We start from the raw sequence: 10,984 nt of genomic DNA, 5'->3' as shown, positions 1-10,984 counted from the left end.
AGGCCCCGCCCCTCCCGCTGCGCGCCGAGCGTATCGACCGGCCGACGCCCCCCGCGTCGCCGCCCGAGCCGCGACCCGCACCGCCCGCCGCTGTGCCCGAGCGCGAGGACCGGCCCGCGAGTGCGGCGGCGGCCCGGCCCGAGCTGCCGAAGCGGAGCAACCAGGAACACCTGGTCCCGCAGCTGCGGGAGGCACCCGCCCCACGCGTCGAGGACGAGCACGCGCTGCACGACCCGGGGCTGATGGCGGCCTTCCGGCGTGGCGTCGACCTGGCCGAGGCCCAGACCGCCCAGGAGGAGGGCCCCGGCGGCGGATACGAGGACCACACCGGGACCGGGCGCACCGGCACCGACGGTCACACCGCGCTCGACGCCCCCCTGGAGACCCTCGCGCCCCTCCCCGTACGCGGAGCGGCCGCCCCGGCCGACCTGCCCCGTCCGGCGCCTGCCGACCGCGTGCTGCCCGCGGCGGGCGTTCCCGCACCGGACAGCCGTCCACCCGACGCGTACGCCCACGACAGCGCCGCGTACCAGCCGAACAGCTACGCCCAGGACCGGCACGGTCACCCCCCGGACGGCGGCGGACGCGAATCCCCCGCCCCCGTACTCGGCGTGTTCGCCCCCGACGCCGTCCTGCCGGGCCGGGCCGTGCCGGAACCCCGTAAAGACATCACCTTCAAGGAGTAGACACCATGACGACCGACATGCCGTCCGGCCAGGTCTCGGATCTGGACTGGCTCCTGAGCGGGCTGGTCCAACGCGTGCCCTACACGCGCAGCGCGGTCCTGCTCTCGGCCGACGGGTTGGTGAAATCCGTGCACGGCATGGACCCCGACAGCGCCGACCACATGGCCGCCCTGGCGGCCGGTCTCTACTCGCTGGGCCGCAGCGCCGGGGCCCGCTTCGGGGACAACGGGGACGTCCGGCAGGTGGTCGTGGAGCTGGACTCCACGCTCCTGTTCGTCTCCACCGCCGGATCGGGCACCTGCCTCGCCGTCCTCTCCGGGCGCGAGGCCGACGCCGCCGTGCTCGGATACGAGATGGCGATGCTGGTCAAGAGCGTCCGCCCCTATCTGATGACCCCGCTGCGGCAGCCGGCCGGGGCCCCGTTCACTCCGGGGCTGTGAGGATGCCGGCCCCGCAGGACGGGCCCCTGCTCGATGACGCGGCCGGCCGGCTCATCCGCCCGTACACGGTGAGCAACGGCCGCACCCGGCCGTCCACCGCGTTCGATCTGCTGTCGCTGATCATGGCCACGGGTATCGAGCCGGACATCCCCCTCGGCCCGGAGCACACCGTGGCCCTCGGACTGTGCGACGGGCCGATGTCCGTCGCCGAGATCGCCGCACACCTCCGGCTGCCCGCGGTCGTCGCCAAGGTCATCCTCTCCGACCTGGTCGCCTGCGGAGCGGTCACCGCGCACGCTCCCGCTTTCCATGAAACGCCCACCGACCGATCCCTGCTGGAGGCAGTGCTCGATGGTTTACGACGACAGCTCTGACAGCACCGGAACCTCCGAGTTCTTTCCCGTGGCCCTCAAGGTCCTGGTCGCCGGCGGATTCGGCGTCGGCAAGACGACGTTCGTGGGCGCGGTCAGCGAGATCGCCCCGCTGAGCACCGAGGAACTGCTGACGCAGGTCAGTGTGGGGACCGACAACCTGGAAGGCGTGGAGTCCAAGTCAGCCACCACCGTCGCCATGGACTTCGGCCGCATCACCCTCTCCGAAGAGCACGTTCTCTATCTGTTCGGCACACCGGGCCAGGAGCGGTTCTGGTTCATGTGGGACGAGCTCTCCCAGGGCGCGCTCGGAGCCGTGGTGCTGGCCGACACCCGGCGGCTCGCGGAGTGCTTCGCCGCGGTGGACTTCTTCGAACGGCGCGGCATCGGCTTCATCGTCGCGGTCAACGAGTTCGACGGCGCCTACCGCTACGAGCCCGACGAGGTCCGCGCCGCACTCGACCTCGGCCCCGAGGTACCGGTCGTCCTGTGCGACGCCCGGATCGCCAGCTCCGGCACGGGCGCCCTGGTCACCCTCGTCCAGCACCTCATCAACGCCACCTCGGCGCCCGCCCCGCTGCAGACCTTCGGAGCCCACCCGTGACATCCTTCGCCACCGGCCGGATGCTTCTGACGCCCACCGACCGGCACGGTCCGGCCCGTGCGCGGCGGCTGCGCACGCTGGACCTCGGCGAACGCCCCGACGCCTCCTTCGACAGTTTCGACGCCTTCGCCGACAAGGTGGCTGAAGTGACCGCCGCACCCTTCTCGATGGTCAACTTCATCGACGAGAACCGGCAGTTCTTCGCCGGACTGCACACCCCGGCGGGCAACCGGGGCGGCCGGGACCTGGGAGCCGCCGCCGCGGGCAGCAACCGCAGTGGCCGCTACCTGGCCCGTGACCACGGCTACTGCCCGCACGTCCTCGTCCGGCGCAAGGCGCTCGTCCTGGAGGACGTCTGCGACTACCCGCGGTTCGCGGGCAATCCGGTGGTCGACGACATAGGCATCCGTTCCTACCTCGGGGCGCCGCTGATCGACCGCACCGGGATCGCGCTCGGCACCGTCTGCGCCGTCGACACCGTGCCCCGCCCCTGGGGGCGGGCCGGGCTCGACACCATCAAGTCCCTCGCCCATGAACTCGTCCGCCAGATCGACCACCGGGAGGGCCACCACCCCCTCTGACCTCCCGCCCCGACCTCCGGCTCCCCGTGCCCCGTACGGCGGAGCGGGCGCTCAACGCCCGGGCGGAGCACCGATGCTGCCCCGCAGCACCACGTCCCCCTCGATCCGCGTACCCGGGAGCGCCCCGCACCCGACGGCCCGCGACGCGAGGGCGATCACCTGCTCGCCCGTCTCCGTGAGCGGCAGCGCCTCCGTGGTCAGCGGCGGCGCCGACTCCCGTACGACGGGGACGTCGTCGAACCCCGCGAGCGCCATGTCCTCGCGCACCCGCCCGCCTCCCGCAGCGTGGCCCGCCGCCCCACCGGTCGCCCGCCCGACCGGATCGGCAGGTCAGGGGCGAAGGAAGCCGGTGATCCGGTCCCGCAGCCCCTGCGGGTCCAGCCCGTGCGCCGTCAGGTGCTCGTCCATCCGTCCGTAGCGTCGCAGCTCCGCGCGCCCCACCCCCAGGCCCAGCACCCGGTGCGGCAGATCCATGAGCGCCTCGCCCGCCGCCGCGGCCGAGGTGCCCGCCAGGTACGGCTCCACGATCACCACGTCCGCCGCGGCGGACGCACCGGCGGCCCGGCGTACCCCGACGGCGTCGAACGGCCGCACGGTCGTCGCGTACAGGACGGTCACGTCCAGTCCCTCGGTGGCCGCGAGGACGTTGTCGAGGAGGGGGCCGACCGCGATCACGGTTCCGCCGCGCCCTTCGCGTGCGACGGAGAAGCCCTTGCCGCCGCCCACCGGCCTCGGCTGCCTGTTCGTCTGGAGCGAGAGGCGTACGTACACCCGGTCGTCCCCGGTGACCGAAGCCCGGAGCAGGGCCTCGGCCTCGTCGGGGTGGCCCGGCACATGCACGGTCCAGCCGTCGAGCGTGTCCAGGAGGGCGACGTCACCGGGCGCCATGTGGGTGAAGCCGCCGGCCGGCCAGTCGTACGAGCCTCCGGCGCTCACCAGGATCCCGCCCGCCCCCTGGTGCCCGAAGTCCAGCTTCACCTGCTCGAAAGGCCGCTCCACCAGGAAGCTCGCGAAGGTGTGGACGATCGGTCGCAGCCCGGTGAGGGCCATCCCCGCTCCGGCCCCGACCAGGAGTTGTTCCCGGATGCCCACGTTGATCACCCGGTCGGGGTGTGCCCGCCGCGCTGCGGCGAAGCCGTCGGCGCTGATGTCGGCGAGGACGACGGCCAGCCGGGGTTCCTCGTCCAGGAGCCGGGTGGTGGTCGAGATGAAGCGGTCGCGCATGGTGTCCATGAAGGGTCCCTCCCGGGGCTTGGTCGTACGTCGTCGGGCGTGGTCGTTCTGGTCGTACGTGGTCAGTTCTTGGGCTCGACCCGCGCCACGACGGCCCGTGGCCTGCCCGGATGGGGTGCGGTGAAGGCCGCGTACAGGGCCTCGTGGTCACGGCCGTCCACGGTCACCGCCGACCACCCGGCGGACGCGAACCGGGAGGCGACCCCGCCGGGCCAGCCGTGGGTGGCGGACGCGTTGTCGATCACCAGCGTGTGCAGCTGTTCGAGACCGGCCGGGCCCGCGTGGGCGAGGGCCTCGTGGTTGCTGCCCTCGTCCAGCTCGGCGTCGCCGATCAGCACCCACACCCGGAGGTCGGTGAGCCCCTGGGCCCGCAATCCCAGCACGGTCCCGACGGCCAGCGGCAGCCCGTGGCCCAGGGACCCGCTGCCGATCTCCGCGCCGGGGACGAGCAGCCGGTCCGGATGGTGCCCGAGCGGCGAGTCGTACGCCCCGAAGCCGGGCAGCAGCTCCTCGTCGAAGAACCCGTGTGCCGCGAGGACGGCGTAGTACGCCATCGGCCCGTGCCCCTTGGAGAGCAGGAAGCGGTCCCGCCCGGGGGCGTCGACGGTGGCGGGTGTGACCCGCAGCACCCTGCTGTAGAGGACCCACAGGGCGTCCAGCGTGGAGTGGGCGGCGGGGGCGTGCTTCTCGGCCCCGGTCATCAGGGAGAGGAGGCGAGGGAGGCCCTGGAAGGCCGGGGCGGGAGCCTTCCGATCGGTGAGGGGCCGGTGGTCGTGGGCCGGTGCGGCGGTTGTGTTCGTCATGCCGTCCAGCGTTCAACCTCAACCAAGGTCGAGGTCAAGTGCGGAATGGTGTTGGTGACCACCGGTCCGAGTGCGGTATTGTTCTCATGCGCGTTCGGCCAGGGGAAACCCCAGGTTAGGCGGGCAACGGGACGTGGCGCAGCTTGGTAGCGCACTTGACTGGGGGTCAAGGGGTCGCAGGTTCAAATCCTGTCGTCCCGACTTTGCTTTTCGCGGGTCGGAAGCCGTCTTCTCATGCATGAGAGGGCGGCCTTCTGTGCGTTCGGTCGAGCGATGCCTCAGCCGCCGGAAGGGGGGAGCTGGTGGAGCGGTCGCCCCTGGGCCGAGACGCTGCGGGTACGGCCACCCGACTGCTCTGTGTCGGTGCCTACCGTGATGCGTCGTTCCGCGCTGCGGTGATCGACGAGCTTTACGTCTGCGAGGAGCGGTTTGTGGCCCCCTCGCCCGGGGCCGACATGGCGTGCGTGCTCGGCCATGCCCTCAGGGCCCGTCGGGCGGAGGCCGGCTTCGCGGCGGTGACCCTGCTCCTGTGAGCCGTGTTCGGCTTTCTCACGCAAGGGCTGGTGCTTTTGTGGTTGCCGCCCTTTGTGCTTGTCGTCCTTGCTGCTGCGGTCAGAGGGCGTGCACCGGAGGTGACCCCGCACCGCGCGGTGTCGGCAGGCGTACTCACACTGTGCGGTGCGTCGGCGGCTCTGTTGACGCTGCCGCTGCTGAAGGGCGGTGCGTGGTGGGGCTGGGGTTCAGGGCGCGATGAAGTGCCGGACATCCAGGCGTTTGTTGCCTTTGTCTTTCCTTTCGCGCTGGCCGAGGTCGTGCACCTGCGCTGGACGTGGCTCGCCGGGGTGCTGCACCACGAACTGTCCGCTGAGCGGTTCGGTGAACAGGGCGCGGCGCTGTTCGGCCCGCGCGGCGCAGAGGTGCCCGCCCGCCGTGGCACAGCCCGGTTCCGGCGCATCAGTCGGCGTATCCGGGAGGAGCAGCACGCCCCCCTGGTGATGTACCGGCCGGAGAATCCGTTCTGCGGTGTGGGCGTGCCGAATGAACCCTGGTCTCTCTCGGTCGAGTTGCGTCCCAGGGAAGGGCACTCGCCCGGCCCGGTGGACAACCGGACGATCCTGCGCCACCTCGTACCGACCCTGGAGCGGCTGAGGACCCCGTCCACGCGTGCCGAGACCGACGCGGTACGGGACCGTCTGCGGGGGCTGGAGATCGAGGAGGTGGTGTTCCTGCCGGTTGAGGGCCTGCCGGCCAGGGACATCGGGCCGCAGATCCTGCGGACCTCGGGGGAGCACCGCACCCAGGCGGTCGAGGAGGGCGGCGAGGCTCGCCGGTACTACCTGCGGATATCCGTGGTGGGCTGGAGCGGCGAGCTCGTCGTCACCGTCTTCGTGCGGGTGCACACCCAGGGCGGAATCCTGGTCCTGGAGTTGGTGCCGTACACCTTGCACCCGGTGAAGGCCGCCTACCGCAGGGCCGACCGGGAGGCGCGGGAGTGGCGCCGCCGCAGCCCGTGGGACAGGACGGCCTGGGTGTTCCGGCGGGTTCCCGGCGCCACGTTCGCCGCGCCGGTCACGTTGGTGCGGCTGTGCGTGGCGGCCTTGCGGGGCGCGGGCCGAGTCCCCCAGGGTGCGAGCCCGGCGGGCGTCAACATCGGCACGGTGCATGGCGTCGCTGTCGTCGGAGACCACAACACGGTCACGTGCCGCAATCCGTCCCGGACCCGAGAACTGCGCCTCTCCGTAAGGCAGTTGCGGGCCGAACTCGCCGAGAGGCAGGGGGTCGCGGGGGAGGGAGGCCTCGATGTGATCCGTGGGCTGGACCGTGAGCTCGCGGACGCCGAGGACGAGCTGACGTCCAGTGGCGCGGCGAGCCCGGCTCGGCTGGCAAGGCTGCGGCAGGCGTTGGCCGACGCGGGTGCGGTGACCGCGACCATGGCCTCTGCGGTGGCGGTGGGTCAGGCGGTGGGCGCCTTGCTCGGCGGCTGACAGGGGGGAGCTCTAGGACTCCACCCACCCATGGCTCATGGCGAGCCGCACCATGCGCTCCCGGATGCTCAGGATCTGCTCACCGGTCAGCGGCGGCTTGCTGATGAGCAGGGCCTCGGTGACCTCGTCGGTGTAGTCCTTGACCGAGAGCACCTCGCACGTGCCGTCGTCCAGGTCCGTCCTCGCGTCCGGCGCCGAGGCGTGGGAGGCGGCCGATGCCGGACGCGGGTCGGTGCGGGGCGACGAGGACGCCCGGTCGCTCGCGAGGGAGACGGCGGACGCCTTGAGGCCCCGGTCTCCGGCCTCCAGGTCGAAGCTGACCAGGACACCGGGGTTGATCAGCGACTTGTCGATGAGGAGGTCGTTGACGTGCAGGAACACATCGGAGCCCCCGCCGTCGGGGGAGACGAAACCATATCCGCGCACCTCATCGAACCGGACGACCCTGCCCGTAGCCATATGCAGCCCCACACCTCTGACGAAAGCGCAACACCTGTGCACTGTCTGTACAACGCGAACCATGGCGGCTGCCGGTCGATCGCTCCAGGCGAGCCCGGCCGGTCGGCCGCGAACACAGGGTATACGTCGGAAAATCCGCTGCGGGCTGCGGGCTGCGGGCTGCGGGCTGGTGGGCTGTCGGCCATCGGCCCACCCCGCCCGCCGTCGGCTCCCTGCCCGAGCAGGAGCCCGGCGGCACCCCGACCGCACGGTCCACGGCCCGCAGCCCCGTCCACCGTGCGGTTCAGGCCGCTCCGCGGTTGCCCGCCCCGGCGCCGGACGCCGCCTTGATGCCCCGGGTGATCTCGTCCAGGACGGAGAGCTTCGGCGCGTCCTTGTTGATATCGAACCCGGACCGGACCACGACGAGCATGTCGGTGGAGGCGGGGGAGGGGAACACCAGCGATTCCACGTAACCGTCGTCGCCCCTCTCCGTCGCCACCTTCCAGCGCACCGCGTAGCCCTTCTCACCCGCCACGGTGACCGCCTCGGACTTCAGCACCTCGTGCGAGGTGATCTTTCCGTAGGTCGTGCCGCCGTAGGACTCCTTGGCGTTGACGGCGATGTCCTTCTTCGCCGCCTCCTCCGGGGTGCCGGCGGTGAGCTCCAGGGCGGCCGCCGGAGCCGAGAACACTCCGCCGCGCACACAGGTCTCGTCCGTGTCACCGGGGCAGGGGTGCTCACCCGTCGTCATGCCGGCGCCGACCGGGGCGGACTTGCCCTGCCACCCCTTCGGCACCGGCATGCTGATCCCGGCGGCCAGGTCCGTGGCGAAGCCCGGCTCCGTCTGCGGGGCCCGCTCGCCGGGGCCCCGGCCGTCACCGTCGCCCCCGCTGCCGCCGCCCTTCCGGTCGCCCTCCGGGCCGCCGTCCGGTGCGCCGGAGCCGTCGGGAGCGGCGGACGGCGAGGAGGCCGCGGTGCCGGGCCGTCCGCCGTCGTCCTCGCCCAGCAGATACACACCGCCCCCGATTGCTGCGAGCACCACCGCGCCGACGACCACGCCGACGCCGATACGGATTCCGCGCCGCCGCGCCCCGGCGGGCGAGGCGCGGACGTGGCCGGTCCACCGGGCCCCGTCCCACCAGCGTTCCTGAGCGGGACCGTTTCCTGAATGCCCGGGGTCTGGATGCCAGCCGGGCGGGGTCATCTGGGTCACGGGGTGCACCTTATGCGGATCGGGTGAGAATCACATGAACTGCCCGCACCCGTTCCTCACGGCTCGATCGGGCCCGCGCGGATCGCGTACCGCGTCAGCTCAGGACGGTCGCGCAGGCCGAGCCTCTGGGGCGGGTTGGCCCGGTGGCGCTCCACGGTCCTGATGCTGATGACGAGCAGTTCGCCGATCTTCTTCGAGGAGTTGGCCAGGGAGCGTCCAAGGGCTGTGATCGACCGTCACCGTGGTGCCACGGCCGAAAACGATCCGGGCCCGCGCCCCGTCTTCTGCCCAGTACACGGTGACCGTGTCACCCGTCACCTCCAACCGGTCCACCACCCCGTCCAGTGGGGCGGCGTCCGGCTCGGCGGTGAGGGACGCGAGGGCCACCAGGACCGCCGTGCCGGTCACGTCGGCGGACAGCCGGGGCACTGTCGCCCAGCGGGTGAACGCCGTACCCCGCGGGGCCCGTACGTCCTCCGCCTCCGCCGTGTTCCAGCCGTGCAGACCGAGCAGCTGCGAGCGCACCGGGCCGCCGGGCCCGGTCGCCCACCCCGTCAGCTCAGCCCGCGCCCCGTCCGGCGCGAACAGCACCCGGTGCACCCGCAGCTCGTGGCGGCCCCGCGCCACGGTCACGCTCTCCACCCGCAGCCCCGGGACGGTGGGCGGGCCCGCCGGGAACACCGGCCGGTGCCAGGAGCCCGCCCAGCCCCAGCCGTCGCCGTGCCCGGACCCGAGCGGATGGATGCGCCGGCGTGCGCTGCGCTCCCCGCCGACCGCCACCGCCAGATGGTTGTCCGCCGGGTTGGCCGCCGACGTCGGCCCGGAGACCGTGGAGTAGGCGAGCCGTGCGTAGTGCGGGTCCTCGTCGGCCGCCGACTCGCCCTCCTCGGGGCGGACATGGTCGCTGCCGTGATTGTGCAGCCGCACCACCCCGTCCGCCCGGGTCGACTGCACCAGGAACCCGGGGGCCGGTACGGACAGCACCCGGTCGGGACCCTCGCTCGGGGCCGCCTCCTCCGCCGACGCCCACAGCGGGTGCCCGGAGGGGGCCAGCAAGGCCACGAACGCCTTGGACGCCCAGTACGGCGAGGCGGGACCCGAATACGTCTGGAGCGTCGCCGGGTGCGGGCCGTGCCAGCCGAGGTTCAGCAGACCGTCGTCCCCGGCCGCCCCGCGCTCCAGGAAGTACCGCAGCGACCCGCTGGCCACCCGCCGGGAAGCCCCCGGGCCCAGCGGCGTGTGCCCGGTCACCGCGCCCAGGCCCACGGCCGCGCTCGCGGCGAAGCGGTAGGCCAGCGAGCGGCCGAAGTACAGCGGGGCCCCGTCGCCGCCGAACAGCAGCGAGAAGCTCTCCAGGTACTCGCGCAGCCGGGCCCCGTGCCGCGCCGACTCCCCCGCGTCGCCCGCCAGATGCGCGTCGAGCAGCGGATACAGGTGCAGCGCCCAGCCGTTGTAGTGATCAAAGGCGCGCCCGTCGCCGTCGGCATACCAGCCGTCGCCCCGGTACCAGCTCTCCAGCAGCTCAAGGGCCCGCTCCCGGGCCCGCACGGTCTCCGCGTCGCCCCGGCCCACCGACTCCAGGAACCCGGCGACGGTGTACGGGAAGAGGTACCAGTTGTTGCCCGCGGGGACGTGCCGCAGCGCGGACCGGAGCCACCGTTCCGCCCGGTCCTGTACGTCCGGTGCCAGCCGGTCCCAGAGCCAGGAGCGGGTGAGCCGCAGCCCGAGCGCCACCGAGGCGGACTCCACCATGGGCTGCCCCTGCACATGGTGGTCCAGGATCAGCGGCCAGGACTCCGCGTCGTCCCGCCCCGGCGTGCGCGTACCGGCGTCCAGCCCCTCGGCGTACCGCTCCAGCAGCCCGCGCGGGTCCTCGCCCCCCGCTCCGGCGACCCGGAACCCGGCGGCCAGGAACGTTCGCGCGTACCCCTCAAGACCGTCGGACCGGACCCCGGAGTGCGACGGGGGGCCGGGCAGATCGAGCCGGGCCCCGCCCGGGGTGGCCCATTTCCAGGCCGCGTCGAGCATCCCGTCGGCGACGGCCTCCCAGTGGGCGCGGGTGTAGCCGGTGTACGGACTCGACGTCCGGTCCTCCGGGGGGAGCCCGAAGGGACAGGCGCGGGACCGCCTCACGGAAGCAGCACCCAGTCCGCCCCGACGGCGGCGACCAGCCCCGTCCCCAGAAGCCAGCTGCCCAGCCTGGTACGGCCGTTCCTGCTGAGCTCGATGACCACACCGCACAGGATGAGCGCGAGCCCGTACACGCCGACGACCAGCACCGAGGAGCGGCTGGCGATCCGCAGGCCGAGCACCACGGCCATCGCCGCCATACCCACCGAGGAGAGGGCGATCCGCAGCCGTCTCGCCTGACGCGGTGTGAGCCGCTTCTCCTCGGAGCCCTGTTCACCCGCTGCCGTCCCGGCTCCCGCGGTCGAGGCGTGCGCGGCCACGGCTTCGGGTTCCGCTATCGGTGCGTCGGCGGTGGCCCGGTCGCCGGCGGACGGCTCGTCCTTCGGCTCGTCCTCGCGCTGGTCCCGGCGCTGGTCCTGGTCAGAAGTGCTCATGGAGCCGGATCGTAGTAGCTGCCCGGCACCCCGGCCCCCGGACCCGTTCCTTCCGGCCGTGCG

Annotated in this window: 12 protein-coding genes, 1 tRNA gene and 3 pseudogenes; 8 read left to right on the top strand and 8 right to left on the bottom strand. The window is 72.9% G+C overall.

Going from position 1 to position 10,984, the window contains the following annotated elements:
- The 5 genes and pseudogenes from CIB93_RS29265 to CIB93_RS29245 all read left to right on the top strand — a co-directional run.
- A pseudogene (locus CIB93_RS29265) lies at nt 1-686 on the top strand (ATP-binding protein); the annotation flags it as partial.
- A gap of 5 nt (nt 687-691) precedes the next feature.
- The gene (locus tag CIB93_RS29260; RefSeq protein ID WP_096631230.1) at nt 692-1,126 is read left to right on the top strand and encodes a roadblock/LC7 domain-containing protein; all 435 of its coding nucleotides are present in this window, start codon (nt 692-694) and stop codon (nt 1,124-1,126) included.
- 2 nt (nt 1,127-1,128) lie between these two features.
- A complete protein-coding gene (locus tag CIB93_RS29255; protein ID WP_096631229.1) occupies nt 1,129-1,500 on the top strand; it encodes a DUF742 domain-containing protein in 372 nt (123 codons plus the stop codon).
- Nucleotides 1,478-2,101, top strand: coding sequence for an ATP/GTP-binding protein (locus tag CIB93_RS29250; protein WP_096631227.1), 624 nt, complete (start codon nt 1,478-1,480; stop codon nt 2,099-2,101). Before CIB93_RS29255 ends, CIB93_RS29250 begins: the two co-directional genes overlap by 23 nt.
- Nucleotides 2,098-2,682 carry a GAF domain-containing protein gene (locus CIB93_RS29245; RefSeq protein ID WP_096631226.1) on the top strand — a complete coding sequence of 195 codons (585 nt, stop codon included), beginning with the start codon at nt 2,098-2,100 and terminating at the stop codon, nt 2,680-2,682. The genes CIB93_RS29250 and CIB93_RS29245 overlap by 4 nt, the downstream gene beginning before the upstream one ends.
- A gap of 51 nt (nt 2,683-2,733) precedes the next feature.
- Here CIB93_RS29245 and CIB93_RS29240 read toward each other — a convergent pair whose 3' ends face one another.
- From CIB93_RS29240 to CIB93_RS29230, 3 genes are all read right to left on the bottom strand, one after another.
- Nucleotides 2,734-2,949: a substrate-binding domain-containing protein gene (locus tag CIB93_RS29240; RefSeq protein WP_257002422.1), complete on the bottom strand. Its 216-nt coding sequence runs from the start codon at nt 2,947-2,949 to the stop codon at nt 2,734-2,736.
- Between the two features lie 63 nt (nt 2,950-3,012).
- On the bottom strand, nt 3,013-3,915 hold the full coding sequence (locus CIB93_RS29235) for a transketolase family protein (protein WP_096631224.1): 903 nt from the start codon (nt 3,913-3,915) through the stop codon (nt 3,013-3,015).
- 62 nt (nt 3,916-3,977) lie between these two features.
- Nucleotides 3,978-4,718: a transketolase gene (locus CIB93_RS29230; protein WP_096631223.1), complete on the bottom strand. Its 741-nt coding sequence runs from the start codon at nt 4,716-4,718 to the stop codon at nt 3,978-3,980.
- 127 nt (nt 4,719-4,845) lie between these two features.
- Here CIB93_RS29230 and CIB93_RS29225 point away from each other — a divergent pair.
- The 3 genes from CIB93_RS29225 (at nt 4,846) to CIB93_RS39205 (ending at nt 6,703) form a co-directional block, all read left to right on the top strand.
- Nucleotides 4,846-4,919, top strand: a tRNA-Pro gene (locus CIB93_RS29225).
- Between the two features lie 101 nt (nt 4,920-5,020).
- On the top strand, nt 5,021-5,251 hold the full coding sequence (locus CIB93_RS29220) for a hypothetical protein (RefSeq protein WP_096631221.1): 231 nt from the start codon (nt 5,021-5,023) through the stop codon (nt 5,249-5,251).
- A gap of 99 nt (nt 5,252-5,350) precedes the next feature.
- A complete protein-coding gene (locus CIB93_RS39205; protein ID WP_257002421.1) occupies nt 5,351-6,703 on the top strand; it encodes a hypothetical protein in 1,353 nt (450 codons plus the stop codon).
- 12 nt (nt 6,704-6,715) lie between these two features.
- On the opposite strand, the gene CIB93_RS29210 is transcribed toward CIB93_RS39205, so the two are convergent.
- The 5 genes and pseudogenes from CIB93_RS29210 to CIB93_RS29195 form a co-directional block, all read right to left on the bottom strand.
- Entirely contained in the window at nt 6,716-7,162 is a 447-nt protein-coding gene (locus CIB93_RS29210; RefSeq protein WP_096631220.1) for a cold-shock protein, read from the bottom strand.
- 283 nt (nt 7,163-7,445) lie between these two features.
- Complete coding sequence (locus CIB93_RS29205) at nt 7,446-8,348, bottom strand: DUF2510 domain-containing protein (protein ID WP_096631233.1); 903 nt, start codon at nt 8,346-8,348, stop codon at nt 7,446-7,448.
- 65 nt (nt 8,349-8,413) lie between these two features.
- Nucleotides 8,414-8,560, bottom strand: a pseudogene (locus CIB93_RS39200) (LuxR C-terminal-related transcriptional regulator); the annotation flags it as partial.
- Between the two features lie 19 nt (nt 8,561-8,579).
- A pseudogene (locus CIB93_RS29200) lies at nt 8,580-10,490 on the bottom strand (DUF2264 domain-containing protein); the annotation flags it as partial.
- The gene (locus CIB93_RS29195; RefSeq protein ID WP_096631216.1) at nt 10,487-10,921 is read right to left on the bottom strand and encodes a hypothetical protein; all 435 of its coding nucleotides are present in this window, start codon (nt 10,919-10,921) and stop codon (nt 10,487-10,489) included. The pseudogene CIB93_RS29200 and the gene CIB93_RS29195, both read right to left, overlap by 4 nt.
- Nucleotides 10,922-10,984 lie beyond the last annotated feature (63 nt).

The sequence above is a fragment of the Streptomyces sp. WZ.A104 genome, assembly GCF_002382885.1.
Lineage (GTDB): Bacteria > Actinomycetota > Actinomycetes > Streptomycetales > Streptomycetaceae > Streptomyces.
Note: the sequence above shows the minus strand (reverse complement) of the source record. Positions and strands in the feature narration are given on the sequence as shown.